This is a genomic window from Roseateles sp. FW301-B2 (assembly GCF_058788955.1).
In genome coordinates, this window is the sequence record NZ_JBYTBE010000005.1 from 161992 (window position 1) to 181492 (window position 19501).

Annotated in this window: 19 protein-coding genes; 13 read left to right on the forward strand and 6 right to left on the reverse strand. The window is 66.5% G+C overall.

The genetic code is table 11. The features are described from left to right. Positions 1 to 69 precede the first annotated feature (69 nt). The 3 genes from AC3WQY_RS05865 to AC3WQY_RS05875 all read right to left on the reverse strand — a co-directional run bounded on the left by AC3WQY_RS05865 (position 70) and on the right by AC3WQY_RS05875 (position 2845). Complete coding sequence (locus AC3WQY_RS05865) at positions 70 to 1416, reverse strand: tyrosine-type recombinase/integrase (protein WP_492706593.1); 1347 nt, start codon at positions 1414 to 1416, stop codon at positions 70 to 72. 276 nt (positions 1417 to 1692) lie between these two features. Continuing rightward, positions 1693 to 2178 (reverse strand): outer membrane lipoprotein, encoded by a 486-nt coding sequence (locus AC3WQY_RS05870; protein ID WP_492706595.1) that lies wholly within the window; start codon positions 2176 to 2178, stop codon positions 1693 to 1695. Between the two features lie 109 nt (positions 2179 to 2287). Further along, complete coding sequence (locus AC3WQY_RS05875) at positions 2288 to 2845, reverse strand: HNH endonuclease (protein WP_285233520.1); 558 nt, start codon at positions 2843 to 2845, stop codon at positions 2288 to 2290. 242 nt (positions 2846 to 3087) lie between these two features. Here AC3WQY_RS05875 and AC3WQY_RS05880 point away from each other — a divergent pair, with 242 nt between their 5' ends. From AC3WQY_RS05880 to AC3WQY_RS05920, 9 genes are all read left to right on the forward strand, one after another. Continuing rightward, complete coding sequence (locus AC3WQY_RS05880; RefSeq protein WP_425334653.1) at positions 3088 to 3816, forward strand: TetR/AcrR family transcriptional regulator; 729 nt, start codon at positions 3088 to 3090, stop codon at positions 3814 to 3816. Positions 3817 to 3852: 36 nt separating this feature from the next. Next, on the forward strand, positions 3853 to 5643 hold the full coding sequence (locus AC3WQY_RS05885; RefSeq protein ID WP_492706598.1) for an acyl-CoA dehydrogenase C-terminal domain-containing protein: 1791 nt from the start codon (positions 3853 to 3855) through the stop codon (positions 5641 to 5643). A 64-nt stretch (positions 5644 to 5707) separates the two neighbouring features. Then, entirely contained in the window at positions 5708 to 6154 is a 447-nt protein-coding gene (locus tag AC3WQY_RS05890; protein WP_285233518.1) for a DUF2147 domain-containing protein, read from the forward strand. Positions 6155 to 6203: 49 nt separating this feature from the next. Continuing rightward, positions 6204 to 8600, forward strand: a complete 2397-nt coding sequence (locus AC3WQY_RS05895) for a 3-hydroxyacyl-CoA dehydrogenase/enoyl-CoA hydratase family protein (RefSeq protein WP_492706600.1) — start codon at positions 6204 to 6206, stop codon at positions 8598 to 8600. Positions 8601 to 8616: 16 nt separating this feature from the next. Beyond that, positions 8617 to 9117 carry a DUF4442 domain-containing protein gene (locus AC3WQY_RS05900; RefSeq protein WP_492706602.1) on the forward strand — a complete coding sequence of 167 codons (501 nt, stop codon included), beginning with the start codon at positions 8617 to 8619 and terminating at the stop codon, positions 9115 to 9117. Between the two features lie 17 nt (positions 9118 to 9134). After that, the gene (locus AC3WQY_RS05905; RefSeq protein ID WP_492706604.1) at positions 9135 to 10349 is read left to right on the forward strand and encodes an acetyl-CoA C-acyltransferase; all 1215 of its coding nucleotides are present in this window, start codon (positions 9135 to 9137) and stop codon (positions 10347 to 10349) included. A 10-nt stretch (positions 10350 to 10359) separates the two neighbouring features. After that, positions 10360 to 10887 carry a DUF1569 domain-containing protein gene (locus AC3WQY_RS05910; protein ID WP_492706606.1) on the forward strand — a complete coding sequence of 176 codons (528 nt, stop codon included), beginning with the start codon at positions 10360 to 10362 and terminating at the stop codon, positions 10885 to 10887. Positions 10888 to 10911: 24 nt separating this feature from the next. Then, entirely contained in the window at positions 10912 to 11676 is a 765-nt protein-coding gene (locus AC3WQY_RS05915; protein WP_492706608.1) for an enoyl-CoA hydratase, read from the forward strand. 10 nt (positions 11677 to 11686) lie between these two features. Next, positions 11687 to 12433 (forward strand): SGNH/GDSL hydrolase family protein, encoded by a 747-nt coding sequence (locus AC3WQY_RS05920; RefSeq protein WP_492706610.1) that lies wholly within the window; start codon positions 11687 to 11689, stop codon positions 12431 to 12433. Here the strand turns inward: AC3WQY_RS05920 and AC3WQY_RS05925 are convergent. Both AC3WQY_RS05925 and AC3WQY_RS05930 read right to left on the reverse strand, forming a co-directional pair. Further along, complete coding sequence (locus tag AC3WQY_RS05925) at positions 12409 to 13545, reverse strand: NAD(P)/FAD-dependent oxidoreductase (RefSeq protein WP_492706612.1); 1137 nt, start codon at positions 13543 to 13545, stop codon at positions 12409 to 12411. The two genes, AC3WQY_RS05920 and AC3WQY_RS05925, sit on opposite strands and share 25 nt — an antisense overlap. Next, entirely contained in the window at positions 13542 to 13952 is a 411-nt protein-coding gene (locus AC3WQY_RS05930; protein WP_492706614.1) for an acyl-CoA thioesterase, read from the reverse strand. Before AC3WQY_RS05930 ends, AC3WQY_RS05925 begins: the two co-directional genes overlap by 4 nt. A 60-nt stretch (positions 13953 to 14012) precedes the next feature. Between AC3WQY_RS05930 and AC3WQY_RS05935 the strand changes: the two genes are divergently transcribed. Then, entirely contained in the window at positions 14013 to 15839 is a 1827-nt protein-coding gene (locus tag AC3WQY_RS05935; protein WP_492706616.1) for an ABCB family ABC transporter ATP-binding protein/permease, read from the forward strand. 22 nt (positions 15840 to 15861) lie between these two features. Here the strand turns inward: AC3WQY_RS05935 and AC3WQY_RS05940 are convergent, their stop codons facing one another. After that, the gene (locus AC3WQY_RS05940) at positions 15862 to 16572 is read right to left on the reverse strand and encodes a PEP-CTERM sorting domain-containing protein (protein WP_492706618.1); all 711 of its coding nucleotides are present in this window, start codon (positions 16570 to 16572) and stop codon (positions 15862 to 15864) included. A gap of 176 nt (positions 16573 to 16748) precedes the next feature. On the opposite strand from AC3WQY_RS05940, the gene AC3WQY_RS05945 reads away from it, so the two are divergent. The 3 genes from AC3WQY_RS05945 to AC3WQY_RS05955 all read left to right on the forward strand — a co-directional run. After that, complete coding sequence (locus tag AC3WQY_RS05945; RefSeq protein WP_492706620.1) at positions 16749 to 17666, forward strand: LysR substrate-binding domain-containing protein; 918 nt, start codon at positions 16749 to 16751, stop codon at positions 17664 to 17666. A 130-nt stretch (positions 17667 to 17796) separates the two neighbouring features. Then, positions 17797 to 18693 carry an amino acid ABC transporter substrate-binding protein gene (locus tag AC3WQY_RS05950; RefSeq protein WP_285233506.1) on the forward strand — a complete coding sequence of 299 codons (897 nt, stop codon included), beginning with the start codon at positions 17797 to 17799 and terminating at the stop codon, positions 18691 to 18693. Positions 18694 to 18761: 68 nt separating this feature from the next. Then, positions 18762 to 19501, forward strand: a 740-nt coding sequence (locus AC3WQY_RS05955) for an amino acid ABC transporter permease (protein WP_492706623.1), incomplete at its 3' end; no start/stop codon positions are given.

Consider the following 19501-nt stretch of genomic DNA (forward strand, 5'->3'; position numbering starts at 1 on the left):
GTCCAAGACGTAGCGCCGCCTTTCACTTGGTCCGGGGTAGGCGGCGGTCCATGCCTTTAACGAAAGCACTTACTTGCCGTCTGCCTGCTCCAGGATCCACCCTTCAATCCTCTCGTGATGCACCCGTAGTAAATCCAGCGGACGCCTTTTGTAATGTTTTTCCGCCGTCGCACTCGGCTTGTGCCCCTGGATCTGGGCCACCACGCCCGTCGGCACCTCCAGCCACTCGGTCAGGCTGGCGAACGACCGCCGCAGCCCATGCAAGGTCAGCCCGGGGAGCCCCGCTGCATCGCAGGCCGCGGTGTGCGGCCGGTTGGGTTCCGTGATGTGCCCTGAGGTGCTGGTGTCCACCCACTGCCCCTTCTTGCCGTCCTTGGGTGGCTCCCAGCGCGCGCTGGCGAAGACCCAGTCATTCGCCCGCGGCAGCTTGGTCAGCAGGCTCTCGACGTAGGGCGTGAGCGGAATCTCCCGCGCGCCCTCGACCTTGTCCCGGATGGTGATGCTCTTCCACTTGAAGTCGATGTCCTGCCAGCGCAGGCAGATGACCTCGCCCGGCCTGGCGCCCGTGAGCAGCATGACCTGCAGGGCGGCCGAGATGGTGGTGTTCGACATCTGCCGGACCTGAGCGAACCAGGCCTGCAGTTGGCCCCGCTGCAGCACGTCTGACTTCACGGCCCGCTTGCCGAAAGCCTCACGGGTCCGGGTCGTCTTGGCCGGGTTCTTGGCAGGTAGCAGGGCGGCGTAGCGGGGGTGCTCGCCACACCAGGTGAGAAATACCTTGAGCAGGCGCCAGGCCAAGCTGGCGCTGCTCGGGCGGGTGGCAGCCTCCCGTGCGGCCCAGCTCTCGATGGTCGGCGCATCGAGCTTGGCCAGGGGCAGAGCCATCAGCGGGTAGAGGGGGCCGGGCCGGGTCTTGCCGGTGCCCCGGGTGCCGCGCAGCGCAGGCTTGCCGCCAGGCGACGCCTTGCGTTCGTGATCCCGCTTGTGGAGGTCTCCCCAAAACGGCGTGCGCTCCGCGATGTAGTCAGCCCAGGCTTGCCCCACGGTGACCTTGGCGAGTGCCCGCTTGGCTGCTGCCTCGGCACGCTCCGCCTCACGTTGCCGCTCCTGCTCCCGCGGGTCGGTGCCTTGGTCGCGCAGCACGGCGAGGCGGCGAGCCTCCTTCCGGGCCTCGTCGATGGTCCAGGAGCCCACAGCGCCAATCGCCTTGCGCATGACCTTGCCCTGGACGCGCGCCTCGTACACAAAGGTCTTGGCGCCTTGCGGCGAGACCCGCACCTTGAGGCCCGGCACCTCGGCATCGCGGAGGAAGGCCTGGTCCTTGTCGACGGGGCAGACCAGGCGCTCGATGAGGCCCGCAGTCAGGTTGTGGGGGAGGGCCAGGTCGGGGGTGTCGGACTTGCGGGGGCGTGCCATGCGGTTTCAGACGTAGACGCCACGTAGACACCTAGCCTGAATTTTGTTGAACAAATGTCAACGCATGGTACTGTATAAAAGCCCAATGAAAACGTCTAAGTTGTTGATTTGTATTGATGCAATCAACACTGCGCAACACCAGTGAATGTATGTGTTCCGGGACTCATAATCCTTTGGTCGCAGGTTCAAGTCCTGCACGGCCTACCAAACAATCCCCTCAGCAAAGAAAAAGGGCTTGGCGAATTTGCCAAGCCCTTCTTGCTTGAGAGCGATCGATCAATCGGTCGACCAGCGCGCCGGTGCCGGTGCCGGCGCCCGCGTCACGCGCGTCTTGCCGCCGGTGGTCACCAGCACCACGGCGTCGCCGGGCAGCAGGGTTTCGCCGGCCTTGGCTTGCACCACCGAGCGGCGCTCGCCGTTGCGCAGCTGCAGCAGGATCTCCACCGCTTCTTCGCGGGTGGCGTTGCGTTCCACGGCGTTGCCGATCACGGCACCGGCCACGGCGCCCAGCACGCCGACGATCTGGCCCTCGCGGCGGCCGCCGACGCTGGAGCCGGCCACGGCACCGATCACGCCGCCGGTGACGGCACCGGCGCCGCTCTGGCTGCCGTCCACGGTGACCGGGCGAATCGAGAGAATGGTCGCGTCCTGCACCTGGGACATGCGCTGGGCGTCGCCGCGCTGCACCACGTCGGGGCTGGTGGTCGAGCAGGCGGCCAGGGCTGCCACGGTGGCGGCGACGATCAGTTTCTTGATGGGCATGGTTCCTCCGGATAAGTCGTGGAAGACCAACGTCGCCGTGGGCTGCGGCGTTGACCGGATTACAAGTCTTTACCGGCGGCCATGACCTCGGTCATGCCCGAGCTGATGCTCAGGCATGCAGGCGGCTGGACCTGGGCACGCTGGCGAGCAGGAACTCCATCTGGTCGGCCAGGATGCGGCGCCCGCGCAGAATCATGTCCTCGTGCAGGCTCGGCACATAGGGCAGGTATAGCAGGCTCATGTGGGCCTCTTCGGGCATGCGGTTGCCCTTGCGGCCGTTGCAGCTCTTGCAGGCGGTGATGCAATTCATCCAGGTGTCGTGCCCGCCGCGCGAACTGGGGATGATGTGCTCGCGGGTCAGGTCGTCGGGATGGTGGCTGTGGCCGCAGTAGGCGCAGACATAGCGGTCGCGCGCGAACAGCTTGGGGTTGGAGAGGGCCGGCGCCTGGCGCCAGGCACGCGAGGGCACGGCACCGCGTACCGCGATGATGGGGTGCACTTCGATGCGCGATTGCATGCCGGTGCGGCGCTGCAGGCCGCCGCGCAAGACATGGCAGGGGTCGCCAAGCGTCCAGGCCACACCGTCGCTGGCATAGATCACGGCGGCTTCCTTGGTCGTGATCCAGGCTTGCGGTCTGCCCGAGATATCAAGTTGCAGAACATCCACAGCGTTGACCTCCTGCCCGCAGCGTACTGCATTAGTGCGCGCTAACTCAAGCCTTGCGCGCGGGGGTGGGCGCTTTGTGCCCGGGCCGCGACGCGCCATGGCGGCGCCGGCAAGCGTGCGGTTCTAGGCGGCTTCCCCTAGAAGTTGCGGCAAAACCCGGCTTGTCAGACTTGGCTTTTGGGCAAAAATAGAACGATCGTTCGTTTTATTATGCGGACGCCCCAAAACTCCCAGGACCTGCCTTGACCGCTACGCCAGACCCCAGCGCCCGGACCGCTGCGAAAGCAGTGGCGCCGCGCCGTGCCGTGCGTTCGCTGCAAAAAGGCCAGCAGACGCGCGCCGCGATTCTTGAAGCCGCATTAGGCCTGGCCTCGCACATGGGCCTGGAAGGCCTGTCGATCGGCGCCTTGGCCGACGTCACCAAGATGAGCAAGTCGGGCGTGTTCGCCCATTTCGGCTCGCGCGAGGAACTGCAGATCGCGGTGGTGCGCGAGTATCACGCCAAGTTCGAGGAAGAGGTCTTCTTCACCGCGATCCGCGAGGCCCGCGGCCTGCCGCGCCTGCGCGCGCTCTACGAGCGCTGGGTGCGGCGCGTGTCGGTGGAGATCGATTCGGGCTGCATCTATATCAGCGGCGCGGTCGAGTTCGACGACCGGCCGGGCCCGGTGCGCGACGCCCTGGTCTCGATGGTGAAGGCCTGGCATGCCGCCCTGCACCGCGCCATCGTGCTGGCCAAGGAGGTCGGCCACCTCAAGCCGGACGCCGATGTCGAGCAGATCCTGTTCGAGTTGCACGGCCTGATCCTGTCCCTGCATCACGACGCGCGCTTCATGCGCAGCCCGGGCGCCATCGGGCGCGCCGAGGCGGGCTTCGAGCGCGCCATCCAGTCCTATGCCACGCCGGCCGGCCTCAAGGCCGATCGCGAGCACAGCCCCAAGTCAGCGGCCGCAGCCATCAAGAAGCGGCCCTGATCTCTCATTACTACAAGCCCACCTCAGGAGCTCCACATGCCTCAGTACAACCCGCCCCTGCGCGACATGAAGTTCGTGATGCACGAACTGCTGCACGTCGTCGACGAGTTGAAGCTTTGCCCCAAGCATGCCGACATCGACGAAGACACCATCAACGCGGTGCTGGAAGAGGGCGGCAAGTTCTGCTCCGAGGTCATCACGCCGATCAACCTGAGCGGCGATGCCGAGGGCTGTGTACTCGACAAGACCACCCACGAGGTCACCGCGCCCAAGGGCTTCAAGGAAGCCTATGCCAAGTACGTGGAAGGCGGCTGGCCGGCACTCTCCTGCGACCCCGAGTACGGCGGTCAGGGCCTGCCGGTGATGATCAACCAGTGCATGTACGAGATGATGAACTCGGCCAACCAGGCCTGGACCATGTATCCCGGCCTGAGCCACGGCGCCTACGAGGCCCTGCACGCCCATGGCACGCCCGAGCAGAAGAGCGTCTACCTGCCCAAGCTGACCAGCGGCGAGTGGACCGGCACCATGTGCCTGACCGAGCCGCATTGCGGCACCGACCTGGGCCTGCTGCGCTCCAAGGCCGAACCGCAGGCCGACGGCACTTACAAGATCACCGGCCAGAAGATCTTCATCTCGGCCGGCGAGCATGACCTGGCCGCCAACATCGTGCACCTGGTGCTGGCTCGTCTGCCGGACGCGCCGCAGGGCTCCAAGGGCATCTCGCTCTTCATCGTGCCCAAGTTCAATGTGAACGCCGACGGCTCGCTGGGCTCGCGCAACGGCGTGTACTGCGGCGGCCTGGAGCACAAGATGGGCATCCATGGCAATGCCACCGCGCAGATCGTGCTGGACGGCGCCGTGGGCACCATGGTGGGCCAGCCCAACAAGGGCCTGGCCGCGATGTTCGTGATGATGAATGCGGCGCGCCTGGGCGTGGGCAACCAGTCCCTGGGCCTGACCGAGGTGGCCTACCAGAACGCCGTGGCCTATGCCAAGGACCGCATCCAGATGCGCGCCCTGTCCGGCCCCAAGGCGCTCGACAAGGCCGCCGACCCCATCATCGTGCACCCCGACGTGCGCAAGATGCTGCTGACGGCCCGCGCCTATGCCGAGGGCGGCCGTGCGCTCGCCACCTATGTGGCGCTGCAGCTGGACAAGGCGCTGTCCTCGGACGACGAGGACGAGCGCAAGGAATGCGAAGACGAGGTGGCGCTGCTGACGCCCATCATCAAGGCCTTCCTGACCGACAACGGCTGGATCGCCACCTCGCATTGCATGCAGGTCTTCGGCGGCCATGGCTTCATCCATGAGTGGGGCATGGAGCAGTTCGTGCGCGATGCCCGCATCAACATGATTTACGAGGGCACCAACACCATCCAGTCGCTGGACCTGCTGGGCCGCAAGGTGCTGGGCGACAACGGCAAGAAGCTCAAGGCCTTCGGCAAGAAGATTGCCGCCTTCGTCGAGGAAGAGGGCACCAACGAGGCGATGCAGGAGTTCATCAACCCGTTGGCCGACATCGGCGACAAGGTCACCAAGCTGACCACCGAGATCGGCATGAAGGCCTTCCAGAACCCCGACGAGGTGGGCGCCGCCGCGGTGGACTATCTGCGCGTGGTGGGTCACCTGACCTTTGCCTACTTCTGGGCCCGCATGGCCAAGCTGGCGCTGGAGAAGAAGGACGGCGGCGATCCCTTCTACACCGCCAAGCTCTCGACGGCGCGCTTCTATTTTGCGAAGCTGCTGCCTGAGACCGCCTCGCTGATTCGTACCGCGCGTGCCGGTCTGCAGCCGCTGATGGAGATGGAAGAAGCGCTGTTCTAAGCATCCCGCCCCCCAAGGCCCGCCCGTCAGAGGCGGGCCTCACAACATTCAGGAGACCGACCCCATGAAGAAAGCCTTGTTGACCGTCGCTGCCGCCGCCCTGAGCCTTGCCGCCGGCCTGGCGCAGGCACAGCAGTCCAGCCCGGTGGGCCTGTGGAAGACCATCGACGACGATGGCAAGACCGAGAAGTCCCTGGTGCGCATCAGCGAGACCGGCGGCGTGCTGACCGGCACCATCGAGAAGATCTTCGATGCCAGCAAGGCCGATTCGAAGTGCGACAAGTGCAGCGATGACCGCAAGGACAAGCCCGTGGTGGGCCTGCAGATCATCCGTGGGGTCAAGCAAGACAACGACGACAAGCTGCATTGGGTGGGGGGCGAGATCCTCGACCCCAACAACGGCAAGTCCTACAAGACCCGGCTCAAGCCCATCGACGGTGGCAAGAAGCTGGAGATGCGCGGCTATATCGGCTTCTTCTACCGCACCCAGACCTGGGTGCGCGTCGAGTAAGCGTTAGGCGTAGCCGCCACCAATCCGTACAGATTTTTAGGAGAAGTCCGTGAGTCGATTCCAAGTTCGCAAAGTCGCCGTGCTCGGCGCTGGCGTGATGGGTGCGCAGATCGCTGCCCACCTGGTCAACGTCAAGGTGCCCGTGGTGCTGTTCGATCTGCCGGCCAAGGAAGGCCCCAAGAACGGCATCGTCAGCAAGGCGGTGGACGGCCTGAAGAAGCTCAAGCCCGCACCCCTGGGTGACGCGGCCGATGCGGCCCTGATCGGCCAGGCCAATTACGAGGAACACCTCGAGCAGCTGCGCGATTGCGACCTCATCATCGAGGCCATCGCCGAGCGCATGGACTGGAAGCTGGATCTCTACAAGAAGATCGCCCCCTTCATCGCCCCGCACGCGATCGTGGCCTCGAACACCTCGGGCCTCTCGATCACCAAGCTCAGCGAAGTGCTGCCCGAAGAAATCAAGCCGCGCTTCTGCGGCATCCACTTCTTCAATCCGCCGCGCTATATGTACCTGGTGGAGCTGATCAACACCCCGACCACGCGTCCGGAAGTGATCGACCAGCTGGAAAGCTTTGTCACCACCGCGGTCGGCAAGGGCGTGGTGCGTGCCAACGACACGCCCAACTTCGTCGCCAACCGCGTCGGCATCGCCGGCATGATGGCCACCATGATCGAGGCCGAGAAGTTCGGTCTCTCGGTGGACGTGGTGGACGACCTGACGGGCAAGAAGCTGGGTCGCGCATCCAGCGGCACCTTCCGCACCGCCGACGTGGTGGGCCTGGACACCATGGCTCATGTGGTGAAGACCATGCAGGACAACCTGCAGGACGATCCCTTCTACTCGATCTACGCCACGCCCAAGGTGCTGGCCGGCCTGATCGAGAAGGGCGCGCTGGGCCAGAAGGCCGGCGGCGGTTTCTACAAGAAGGTGGGCAAGGACATCCAGCGCCTGGACTTCGCCACCGGCGAATACGTGGCCGGCGGCAAGAAGGCCGACGAGATCGTGGCCCGCATGCTGAAGAAGCCGGCGGCCGATCGCATCAAGCTGCTGCGTGAATCGAGCAATCCGCAGGCCCAGTTCCTCTGGTCCATCCTGCGCGACAGTTTCCACTACGTGGCCGTGCATCTGGCCAGCGTGGCCGACACCGCGCGCGAGATCGACTTCGCGATGCGCTGGGGCTTCGGCTCGCAACAGGGGCCGTTCGAGCTCTGGCAAGCGGCCGGCTGGAAGCAGGTGGCCGAGTGGATCTCCGCCGACATCGCCGAGGGCAAGACCCTCAGCAACGCCCCGCTGCCCGCCTGGGTGAGCGAAGGCCCGGTGGCCGAGAACGGCGGCGTGCACAGCGTGAACGGTTCCTGGAGCGCCGCGGAGGGCAAGTTCAAGCCGCGCGCCAAGCTGCCGGTGTACGAGCGCCAGGCCTTCCCCGAGGCCCTGGTGGGCGAGGGCGCGGCCGAGCCGCTGAAGGCCGGCACCGAGCTCTTCAAGAACGAGGAAGTGCGCGTCTGGACGCTGGACAACGAGGTCGTGATCGCATCGATCACCGCCAAGCTGCACCTCATCAGCCCGACCGTCACCGAAGGTCTGCTGAAGGCGGTGGAGATTGCCGAAGCCCAGTACAAGGGCCTGGTGATCTGGTCGCCCGATGACGTGTTCTCGGCCGGCGCCAACCTGGAGGCGCTGATGCCGGTCTTCATGACCAAGGGCGCCAAGGGCATCGCGCCGGAAGAGAAGAAGCTGCAGGACATGATGCTGCGCCTGCGTTACGCCAATGTGCCGGTGATCGCCGCGATGCGCGGCCTGGCCCTGGGCGGTGGCGCCGAGCTGGCGGTGCACTGCGCGCGCCGTGTCGCGCACATGGAAAGCTATGTCGGCCTGGTGGAAGTGGGCGTCGGCCTGATCCCCGGCGGTGGCGGCCTGACCTATATCGCACGCCGCGCCGCCGAGATGGCCGCCGCCGGCAATGCCAACGCCGACATCTTCATGTTCCTGAAGGATGGCTTCACCACGGCGGCCACCGCCAAGGTCGCCACCTCGGCACTGGAAGCCAGGAAGAACGGCTTCCTGCTGGACAGCGACGTGATCGTGCCCAACAAGGACGAGCTGCTGCACGTGGCCTCGGCCCAGGCCAAGGCCATGTTCGAGTCGGGCTACCGCCCGCCGCTCAAGGCGTTGTTCCCGGTGGCCGGCCGCTCGGGCATCGCCACTATCAAGGGCCAGCTGGCCAATATGCGCGACGGCGGCTTCATCAGCCAGCACGACTTCCATCTCGCCAGCCTGATCGCCGATGTGGTGTGCGGCGGTGCGGTGGAGGCGGGCTCGCTGGTCAGCGAGGAGTACCTGATGTCGCTGGAACGCCAGCACTTCTGCGCGCTGCTGGAGCATCCCAAGACGCAGGAGCGCATCATGGGCATGCTGCAGACCGGCAAGCCGGTGCGCAACTGAGATCGGCAAGAGCCTCATGAGCGCCACCCCAAACCGACTGGCCCGCACCCTGCAGCGCATCGAGGCGCTGCCGGCCCTGCTGCGCCGGCCGGCGCGCAACCTGGCCCTGCGCCGCGCCGTGCCCTTCACCGGCACGGCCGGCCTGGACTTCGTGGCGCTGACGCCCGCGCGCACCGAGATCGCGGTGCGCAACCGCCGCCCGGTGCAGAACCACATCCAGGGCGTGCATGCCGCCGCCATGGCGCTGCTGGCCGAGACGGCCACCGGCATGGTGGTGGGCATGAATGTGCGCGACGACTGCCTGCCGCTGTGCAAGTCCATGCATGTGGACTTCAAGAAGCGGGCCACCGGCGCGATGCGCGCCGAGGCCAGCCTCAGCGAGCAGCAGCGCGCCAGCATGCGGGCCGAGCCCAAGGGCGAGGTCACGGTGACGGTGGTGGTGACCGATGAGGCCGGCGTGAATCCGGTCGAATGTGAATTTGTCTGGGCTTGGATACCCAAGACCCCCAAGAACTGAAAGGTTGGTTGAACATCATGGCAAAGCAAGTGCAAGAAGCCTATATCTGCGCCGCCACCCGTTTGCCCATCGGCAAGTCGGGCCGCGGTTACTACAAGAACACCCGCCCCGATGAGATGCTGGTGCGTGCCATCCAGGCCGCCCTGGCCCAGGTGCCAGGTCTTGACCCCGCCGCCATCGAAGACGCCATCGTCGGCTGCTCCTTCCCCGAAGGCGAGCAGGGCATGAACATCGCCCGCGTGGCGGCCGTGCTCTCGGGCCTGCCCAATACCGTGGGCGGCGTGACGGTGAACCGTTACTGCGCTTCCGGCATCACCGCGCTGCAGATGGCGGCCGACCGCATCCGCGTCGGCGAGGCAGAGGTCATGATCGCCGCTGGCGTTGAATCGATGAGCATGGTGCCGATGGGCGGCAACAAGCCCTCGCTGTCGCCGCTGATCTTCGAGCGTGACGAGAACATCGGCATCGCCTACGGCATGGGCCTGACGGCCGAGAAGGTGGCCCAGCAATGGAAGGTCAGCCGCGAGGCGCAGGACGCCTTCGCGCTGGAATCGCATCGCCGCGCCCTGGCCGCGATGGAGGCCGGCCACTTCGCCGCCGAGATGACGCCCTTCGAGATCATCGAGCGCTCGCCCAATCTGGCCGACGGTTCGATCAGCGAGCGTCGCCGCGTGGTGAGCCTGGATGAGGGCCCGCGCAAGGACACCTCGATCGAAGGCCTGGGCAAGCTCAAGCCGGTGTTCGCCGCCAAGGGCAGCGTCACCGCCGGCAACAGCTCACAAACGTCTGACGGCGCCGGCGCCCTGATCGTGGCCTCGGAAGCCGCGGTGAAGCGCTTCGGCCTCACGCCGCTGGCCCGCTTCGTTTCCTTCGCGGTGCGCGGCGTGCCGCCCGAGATCATGGGCATCGGTCCGATCGAAGCCATCCCCGCGGCCCTGAAGCTGGCCGGCATCACCGCCGCCGACCTGGACTGGGTGGAGCTGAACGAAGCCTTCGCCGCGCAATCGCTGGCGGTGCTGAACGACCTCGACAGCAAGGGCATCGTGCTGGACCGCAGCAAGGTCAACCCCAACGGCGGCGCGATCGCACTCGGCCACCCGCTGGGTGCCACCGGCGCGATCCGTGCGGCCTCGGTGATCCATGGCCTGCGCCGCACCGGCGGCAAGTACGGCATGGTGACGATGTGCGTGGGCGCCGGCCAAGGCGCCGCCGGCATCATCGAACGCCTCTGAGGTGAGTGCCATGCGCCGCCGTCAGCTTCTCCGATCCGGAACGCTGCTGGCGGCGCCCGCCAGCCTGTCATTGACCGCCTGCCAGGGCGAGCTGCCCAAGCAGTTCGAAAGCTGGCGTGCCGCCCAGGAGGCCGTGCTGGAGCTGCGCTTCAAGGAGCCCAGGCTGCAGGGCAGCCACTGGAATCTGGCGCAGATGCTGCAGCACGCGGCGCAGAGCATCGAGTACTCGATGCAGGGCTTCCCCGAGCCCAAGCCGGCCTGGTTCCAGGCCACGCTGGGCAGCACGGCATTCGCCTTCTTCGATGCGCGCGGCCAGATGAGCCATACGCTGGACGAGCCCATCCCGGGCGCGCCGGCGCTGGACGCCGAGCGCAGCCTCAAGTCCGCGGTGCAACGCCTGCTCGATGCGATGGATGCCTTCGCCGCTTTCAAGGGCGAGCTGAAGCCCCATTTCGCCTATGGCAAACTCGACCGAAACCAGTACCAGCGTGCACACCTGATGCACCTGGCCAACCACTGGCAGCAACTGAGCGCCTGATTTCCCAGGCAGGAGACAAGACCCATGAGCATCAAGACCGCCATCGTGAACGGCGTGGCGACGATTGAAATCGCCCGCCCCGAGAAGAAGAACGCGCTGACCCGCGCCATGTACCAGGCCATGGCCGATGCCCTGGTGGCGGCGAATGGCGACAAGAGCGTGCGCGCGGTGCTGATCCAGGGCCAGCCCGGCATCTTCACCTCGGGCAACGATATCGAAGACTTCATGGGCAGCCCGCCGCGCGATGAAGAAGCGCCGGTGTTCCAGTTCATGCGTGCGCTGGTGGCCTGCGAGAAGCCGGTGATCGCAGCGGTGAACGGTGCTGCCATCGGCATCGGCACCACCATGCTCTTGCACTGCGATTTCGTCTACGTGGCCGACGACGCCCGCCTGGCCATGCCCTTCGTGGGCCTGGGCCTGGTGCCCGAGTTCGCCTCCAGCCTGGTCGTGCCGCGCCTGATGGGCCATGCGAAGGCGGCCGAAAAGCTGCTGCTGGGCGACCCCTTCACCGGCGCCGATGCGGTGGAATGCGGCATTGCCAACGCCGTGCTGCCGGCCGGCGAGGTGGTGAACCAGGCGCGCCGTGTGGCCGAGCGCTTCAACAATCTGGCACCCAGCGCGGTGCGTGAGAGCAAGCGCCTGATGCGCAGCCACAGCAGCGCTCAGGTCCTCGAGACCATCAAGGTCGAGGCCGAGATCTTTGGCGCGCGCCTGCGTTCGCCCGAAGCGTCTGAAGCCTTCCAGGCCTTCTTCCAGAAGCGCGCTCCGGACTTTTCCAAGTTCGAATGAGCGCCGCGGCTTGAAGCTGCTGCTTGCCAAGATCGCGCTGGCGCCGCTGCTGCTGTGGCAGGGCCTGCAGGTCCGCCGCAAGGCCCTGCGCCTGCCCGAGGCGGCGGGCCCGCGCAGCGGCATGGCGGGCGGCGGCGCGCTCCAGTTGCGCCTGCTGATCGTGGGCGACTCCTCGGGCGCCGGCGTCGGTGCCGCCACGCAGGCCGAGGCCCTGGCCGGGCGACTCTCCGCCGCGCTGGCGCAGCGGCTTGGCGGCAGCGTGCATTGGCAGCTGATCGCCAAAACCGGCCATACCACCGCCGATGCCCTGGCGGAGTTCGAAGCCAGCGCAACGCAGGCCGCCGATGTGCTGGTGACGGCGCTGGGCGTCAACGATGTGGTGTCGCAGGTCTCGCCGCGCCGCTGGGCGCATCAGCTGCGACTGCTGCATGAACTGGCGGTGCAACGCGCCGGCGTGCGCTACAGCCTGCACAGCGCCGTGCCACCCATGCATGCCTTTCCCTTGCTGCCGCAGCCGCTGCGCTGGCTGCTGGGCGCCCATGCCCTGCGCATGAATCGCATGCTGGCGCGCAGCCTGCTTGGCGATGCGCGGCGCGGCCTGCAGGCGCTGCCGCCGCATCTGCACGGCGCCGCAGCAGCCGAACTGATGGCGCCGGACGGCTTCCACCCCGGGCCCGCCGGCTACCAGCTCTGGGCCGATGCGCTGGCCGAGCGCATCGTGCGCGAGTGGTCTCAGATCACATTCAGTTCCAGATAGGGCCGGCCGGCGGCGATGCGCTGGGGCGAGAGCGGGCCCAGATCCAGGCTCTCGTAGCGACCATGCGCCAGCAGTTCGGCGACGCCGCGGCCCACGCCGGGGGCATGCTGCAGCCCATGGCCCGAGAAGCCGCAGGCGAGCAGCAGATCGGGACATTCCGCCAGCGCACCGACCAGGCCGTTGTGGTCGAAGCTGTTCATCTCGTAATAGCCGGCCCAGGCGCGCTCGGGCCGCAGCGACTCGAAACCCGGCACGCGCTGCGCCAGCGCGGGCCAGAGCCGCTCCTCGAAGAGATCGGCCTCGGGGTCCAGGGGCAGGTCGTCGCCATCGTCCAGCGGTGTGCCGCCGCAGATGAACTGGCCCTCGCCCTCGGGGCGGAACCAGAGGCCGCTGGGGTCGATCACCAGCGGGCAATCCGGCGCATGCTCCGGACTCTTGAAGACATAGACGCTGCGGCGCTTGGCGCTCACCGGCACCTGCAAGCCGGCCGTGGCGGCAAGCCCGCCCGACCAGGCGCCACAGGCGAGCACATAGCGATCGGCCTGCAGCAGGCCGCTGGCGGTGCGCACGCCGCGCATGGCACCGCCGGCATCGCGCTCCAGGGCCAGGGCCTCGTCGCGCAGGTATTGCACGCCCTGCGCCTGGGCGCGCTGCTTGAAATGCTGCAGCAGACCCCAGCCGTCGAACCAGCCCTCGCCGCTGCGGCCCCAGCTGCCCAGGGTCAGGTCTTGCGTGGCCAGCCAGGGCCAGCGCGCCTGCAGCTGGGCCGGCTCCATCAGCACAATGTCGGCACCCATGCCGCGTTGCAAGGCGTTGAGCTGCCGCAGCGAGTCTGCCCCCGCCGCGGTGGCGAGGTATAGATAGCCCTGCTCGACCAGGCCGGCCTGCGCGCCCAGGCCGCGTATCAGCTCCAGCCCGTACTGGGAGAGAGCGATGTTCAGCGGCGTGCTGAACTGCTGGCGTATCGAGGCGGCGGAAAGCGCCGAGGAGGCGCGTGCATAGCTCGGGTCGCGCTCCAGCACCGTGATCTGCCCCTGCCACGCCGGCGCGGCCGAGAGGTAGGCGGCCACGGCGCTGCCGATCGCGCCGCCACCGATGATGAGCACGCTCACGGCTGGTGGTCGAAGGGCCTGGGCTTGCCCTCGTGGTCGATCGCCACAAAGGTCAGCTGCGCCTCGGTGACCTTCACCACATGGGGGTTGGCCGGGTTGCGTTCGGCGATCACCTCCACATTGACGGTGATGGAGGTGCGGCCGACGCGGGTGATCTGGGCGTAGAAGGACAGCAGGTCGCCGATCGAGACCGGCTGCTTGAAGAGGAACTCCTTCACCGCCACGGTGGCCACGCGGCCGCGCGAGAGGCGCGCCGGCAGCACCGAGCCGGCGATGTCCACCTGGGCCATGATCCAGCCGCCGAACACATCGCCGTTGTGGTTGGCGTCGGCCGGCATGGGCATGACGCGCAGCACCAGCTCGCGAGGCCAGTCAGGGGCGGTGGAAGGGCTTGAAACTTCGCTCATGAGGCATACCTGTGACAATCTTCGAGGCATTCTCCTCCAGTCACACCTCCACAGGCATTCATGCGACGCAGTCCCGAGCCGGCCCCCGCACAGTCTTCGTCCACCGGCGCACGCGCGCGCAGCGACTGGGGCACCATCGCCAAGCTGCTGCCCTATCTGTGGCGCTACCGCTGGCGCGTCGGCCTGGCGCTGGGCTTCATGGTCTGCGCCAAGCTGGCCAATGTGGGCGTGCCGCTGCTGCTCAAGACCCTGATCGACAGCCTCTCCATCAAGCCGGGCAGCACCCAGGCCATGCTGGTGGTGCCGCTGGGCCTGCTGGTGGCCTATGGCGCGCTGCGCCTGTGCACCTCGCTGTTCACCGAGCTGCGCGAGCTGATCTTCGCCAAGGCCACCGAGGGCACGGCGCGCAGCATCTCGCTGCAGGTTTTCCGCCACCTGCACGACCTCAGCCTGCGCTTCCACCTGGAGCGCCAGACCGGCGGCATGACGCGCGACATCGAGCGCGGCACGCGTGCGGTGCATTCGCTGATCTCCTACTCGCTCTACAGCATCGTGCCCACGCTGATCGAGGTGGTGCTGGTGCTGAGCCTGCTGTCGATCAAGTTCGACATCTGGTTTGCCTGGATCACGCTGGCGGCCCTGGTGTTCTACATCAGCTTCACCGTGGTGGTGACCGAATGGCGCACCAAGTTCCGCAAGCTGCTCAATGAGCTGGACTCGGTGGCGCATACCAAGGCGATCGATTCGCTCCTGAACTACGAGACGGTGAAGTACTTCAACAACGAGGACTTCGAGGCCAGGCGCTACGACGAAAGCCTGGAGAAGCTGCGCCGCGCCCAGCTGAAATCGCAGTCCACCCTGTCGCTGCTCAACACCGGCCAGCAACTCATCATCGCGGCGGCCCTGGTGGTGATGCTGTGGCGTGCCACCGAGGGCGTGGTGGCCGGCCATATGAGCCTGGGCGATCTGGTGATGATCAATGCCTTCATGATCCAGCTCTACATCCCGCTCAACTTCCTGGGTGTGATCTACCGCGAGATCAAGCAAAGCCTCACCGACCTGGACAAGATGTTCACCCTGCTGGAGCGCGAGCGCGAGATTGCCGATGCGCCCGATGCCAAGCCGCTGGCGGTGCAGGGCGCCGCGGTGCGCTTCGAGCATGTGAGCTTCGCCTACGACGCGGCGCGGCCGATCCTGCACGACATCAGCTTCGAGATCCCGGCCGGCAAGAAGGTGGCGGTGGTGGGCCCCAGCGGCTCGGGCAAGAGCACCCTGGCGCGCCTGCTCTACCGCTTCTATGACGTGGACGCCGGCAGCATCAGCATCGATGGCCAGGATCTGCGCGGCCTCACCCAGGGCAGCGTGCGCCGCGCGATCGGTATCGTGCCGCAGGACACGGTGCTGTTCAACGACACCGTGGCCTACAACATCGCCTACGGCCAGCCCGGCGCCACGCAGCAGGAGGTGGAGGCGGCGGCCAAGGCGGCACACATCCACAGTTTCATCGCCAGCACGCCCAAGGGCTACGCCACCATGGTGGGCGAGCGCGGGCTCAAGCTCAGCGGTGGCGAGAAGCAGCGCGTGGCGATTGCTCGCACACTCTTGAAGAACCCGCCCGTCCTGATCTTCGACGAGGCCACCTCGGCGCTCGACTCAGGCAATGAGCGCGCCATCCAGGCCGAGCTGGAGGCGGCGGCGCAGAACAAGACCGTGCTGGTGATCGCGCACCGGCTCTCCACCATCGTCGATGCGCACGAGATCCTGGTGATGGAAAAGGGCCGCATCATGGAGCGCGGCCACCATGCTCAGCTGATTGAGCAGGGTGGCCGGTATGCGCAGATGTGGCGGGTGCAGCAGAGCGGCGGGGCCGAACTGCAGAACGCCTGATCAATCAGCGGGGCTGGATGGATCAGGCCTTTTTCGCGCGGCGGCGGCTCAGGCCCAGTCCGCCCAAGGCGGCCAGTGCCAGTGCCAGGCTGGCGGGCTCTGGCACGCTGGGGTTGCCACCGGTGTTGCCCGCGGTGAATTTCAGGTCGTCGATCATCGCGAACGCATCGTCGGTGCCGTAATTGAACACCACCTTGGTGGCCGCGGCCGCCAGGTTGATGGTTTCCAGATGCCAGGTGCAGTAGTTGCCCACCGAGGTCTGGCAGCTGTCGTTGCCGCCGTGATCGCTGCTGGCGCTGTCAATTGGCCGGCCTGCAGCGTCCAGGAATTTGACGGTGAAGTTGCCGCCCTTGGTCGACCACCAGAACTCGAACGAGGTGAAGCCGAACGGCGAGGTGACGACCAATTCATGCGGCGTGCCGTCCACGTCATTGAGGTCCAGTGCCGAGGTCAGGTTCAGAGCGCCGCAGCCGCCGCCCGCATGATTGGCGTCGGGGGCATGCGTGAAGAAGTCCGCCACGCCGCCTTGGCAGCCAGCTTGCGCGTAGGAGGTCAGCCAAGCGCCATTGCCGTTGAAGTTGAAGCCGCCGAAGGAGTTGCCGGCCAGCATCAGGGGCGCTCCCTCGACGGGGGCGCCGGCGTCACCAAGCTCAAAGCTCAGCAAGGCATCGGCGAACGATGGAATCGAGGAGAGGGCCAGTGCACAGGCCAGCAAAGTCTTGGTGAGCCGCATGGAATGCTCCGCTTCTTGGATGTTGGTGGGCTAGCGACACGGAAATCTCTTCGCTCGCATTGAATGTAACCAAGCGATGACGAAATCCGTCGGCGTCTGCCCCTCCATCTAGGGGGGAGCCTACCGCGGATGAGGGGGCGGGCGAGGGGCCGTAGCCTGCCGGCTACACTGCATTGGTGGAAACCAAATGGCTTGAAGACTTCGTCAGCCTGGCCGAGACGCGCAGCTTTTCGCGTTCGGCGCAACTCAGGCATGTGACGCAACCGGCATTCTCGCGGCGCATCCAGGCACTCGAGGCCTGGGCCGGCGTGGATCTGGTGGATCGATCCTCCTACCCGACCCGCCTGACCGCCGCCGGCGAGACCCTGCTGGCCCAGGCCATGGAGGTGCTGGGCGGCTTGCAGTCGGCGCGCAATATGCTGCGCAGCCACCAGTCGGTGGGGCAGGACATGATCGAGTTTGCCGTGCCGCACTCGCTCGCCTTCAGCTTCTTCCCGCATTGGCTGATGGACCTGCGCCAGCGCTTTGGCGCCGTGAAGTGCCGGCTGAATGCGCTCAATGTGCACGACGCGACCCTGCAGCTGAGCGAGGGCAATTGCGACCTGCTGCTGGTCTACCACCACCCCAGCCAGCCGCTGCAGCTGGACCCCGAGCGCTACCAGATGGTCTCGCTGGGCCATGAGACCCTGGCCGCCTATGCCAAGGCCGATGCCCAGGGCCGGCCGCTGTTTCGCCTGCCCGGCCACCCGGGCCAGAAGATCCCCTTCCTCAGCTATGCCTCGGGCGCCTATCTGGGCCGCCTGGTGGAGTTGATCGTGAAGGCCTCGCCCGCGCCGCTGAACCTGGACTCCATCTACGAGACCGACATGGCCGAGGGCCTGAAGGCGATGGCACTGGAGGGGCATGGCCTGGCCTTCCTGCCGGCTAGCTCGGTCAAGAAGGAGCTCAAGTCCAAGCGTCTGGTGCTGGCCTCGGCGGAGGGCGAGTTCGAGCTCAATATGGAACTGCGCATCTACCGCGAGCGCCCCGACACCGCGCGCCGTGCCAAGCCTGCGGCGCTGGCGCTCTGGGATTTTCTGACCAGCAAGCCCTGATGGATCGGGTTTGCCCGGGGGCGACCGGCTGCCGCAGCGGGCCGCAATGGCGTAAAACTCCCCCCTGTGCCGGCGGCCCAGCCATGGTCTGCTCGGCCCCATCCCCGAGAACCCTGAACGAGGAGCTTTTATGAACAAGACTTTTGCGCTGGCCTTGGCCCTCGCAGCCGCCACCGGCGCGGCGCACGCGGAAGACACGCTGAAGAAGATCAAGGACAGTGGCAGCGTCACCATGGGGGTGCGCGAGTCCTCGGGTGCACTCTCCTACACCCTGGGCGACGGCAAGTACGTGGGCTACCACGTCGAGATCTGCCAGCATGTGCTGGCCGATGTGCAGAAGCAGCTGGGCCTGGCCAAGCTGGAGATCAAGTACCAGCCGGTGACCTCGCAGAACCGCATCCCGCTGGTGCAGAACGGCACCGTGGACATCGAGTGCGGCTCCACCACCAACAACCTGACGCGCCAGAAGGACGTGGCCTTTGCCGTCACCACCTTCGTCGAGGAAGTGCGCATCGCGGTGAAGGCCAACTCGGGCATCACCTCGATCGGCCAGCTCAACGGCAAGAACGTCGCCACCACCACCGGCACGACCTCGGTGCAGACCTTGCGCAAGCATGAGCGCGCCACCGGCGTGGACTTCAAGGAGGTGTTCGGCAAGGACCATGCTGACAGCTTCCTGCTGCTGGAATCGGGCCGCGCCGATGCCTTCGTGATGGACGGCGCCATCCTGGCCGGCAATATCGCCAAGAGCAAGAGCCCGGCCGACTACAAGCTGGTGGGCGAGGTGCTGTCGGTGGAGCCGATCGCCATCATGATGCGCAAGGACGACCCGGCCTTCAAGAAGGCGGTGGACGACAGCATCAAGGCGATGATGAAGTCGGGCGAGATCGCCAAGACCTGGCACAAGTGGTTCGAGCAGCCGATCCCGCCGGCCAATACCAAGGTGGGCATGCCGCCCAATGACAACACCAAGGCGGCCTGGGCCAACCCCAACGACAAGCCGATGGAAGACTACGCCAAGAAGTAAGTCGGCTCCCGCTTGGACTGGATATTGGGGCCGCCTTTGCGCGGCCCCGCGTTTTGACAGGAGTGGGCATGGCGAACTGGGACTGGCAGGTGTTCTGCAAGAACACCATCGATGGCGAGGTGATACCGCGCTGCCTGGGCAGCGGCGGTGACATCACCTACCTGGACTGGATGCTCTCGGCCTGGGGCTGGACGCTGAGCGTGGCGCTGCTGGCCCTCGTCGTGGCGCTGCTGCTGGGCTCGCTGATGGGCATTCTGCGCACCGTGCCGCACAAGGGCCTGGTGTTCCTGGGCAATGCCTGGACCGAGCTGTTCCGCAACATCCCGCTGCTGGTGCAGGTGTTCCTCTGGTACCACGTGCTGCCGGCGCTCGTGCCCGTGCTCAAGGGCGTGCCCAGCTTCGTGCTGGTGGTGTTCGCCCTGGGCTTCTTCACCTCGGCGCGCATTGCCGAGCAGGTCAAGGCCGGCATCCAGAGCCTGCCCAAGGGCCAGCGCTACGCCGGCCTGGCAATGGGCTTCACGCTGCCGCAGACCTACCGCTATGTGATCCTGCCGATGGCGTTTCGCATCGTCATCCCGCCGCTCACCAGCGAGAGCATGAACATCATCAAGAACTCCTCGGTGGCGTTTGCAGTGAGCATCGCCGAGCTGACCATGTTCGCGATGCAGGCGCAGGAGGAGACCTCGCGCGGCATCGAGATCTACCTGGCGGTCTCGGGCCTGTACTTCATCTCCGCCTTCAGCATCAACCGCATCGCGCTCTTCATCGAGCAGCGCGTGCAGGTGCCCGGCATGATCGGAGGTAGCAA

Coding starts and splice junctions, on each gene's coding strand:
- AC3WQY_RS05865 (WP_492706593.1), bottom strand. CDS start 1,416: ATGGCACGCCCCCGCAAGTCCGACACCCCCGACCTGGCCCTCCCCCAC.
- AC3WQY_RS05890 (WP_285233518.1), top strand. CDS start 5,708: ATGAAGAAAGCCTTGTTGACCGTCGCTGCCGCCGCCCTGAGCCTTGCC.
- AC3WQY_RS05950 (WP_285233506.1), top strand. CDS start 17,797: ATGAACAAGACTTTTGCGCTGGCCTTGGCCCTCGCAGCCGCCACCGGC.
- AC3WQY_RS05900 (WP_492706602.1), top strand. CDS start 8,617: ATGAGCGCCACCCCAAACCGACTGGCCCGCACCCTGCAGCGCATCGAG.
- AC3WQY_RS05885 (WP_492706598.1), top strand. CDS start 3,853: ATGCCTCAGTACAACCCGCCCCTGCGCGACATGAAGTTCGTGATGCAC.
- AC3WQY_RS05940 (WP_492706618.1), bottom strand. CDS start 16,572: ATGCGGCTCACCAAGACTTTGCTGGCCTGTGCACTGGCCCTCTCCTCG.
- AC3WQY_RS05935 (WP_492706616.1), top strand. CDS start 14,013: ATGCGACGCAGTCCCGAGCCGGCCCCCGCACAGTCTTCGTCCACCGGC.
- AC3WQY_RS05870 (WP_492706595.1), bottom strand. CDS start 2,178: ATGCCCATCAAGAAACTGATCGTCGCCGCCACCGTGGCAGCCCTGGCC.
- AC3WQY_RS05910 (WP_492706606.1), top strand. CDS start 10,360: ATGCGCCGCCGTCAGCTTCTCCGATCCGGAACGCTGCTGGCGGCGCCC.
- AC3WQY_RS05915 (WP_492706608.1), top strand. CDS start 10,912: ATGAGCATCAAGACCGCCATCGTGAACGGCGTGGCGACGATTGAAATC.
- AC3WQY_RS05905 (WP_492706604.1), top strand. CDS start 9,135: ATGGCAAAGCAAGTGCAAGAAGCCTATATCTGCGCCGCCACCCGTTTG.
- AC3WQY_RS05930 (WP_492706614.1), bottom strand. CDS start 13,952: ATGAGCGAAGTTTCAAGCCCTTCCACCGCCCCTGACTGGCCTCGCGAG.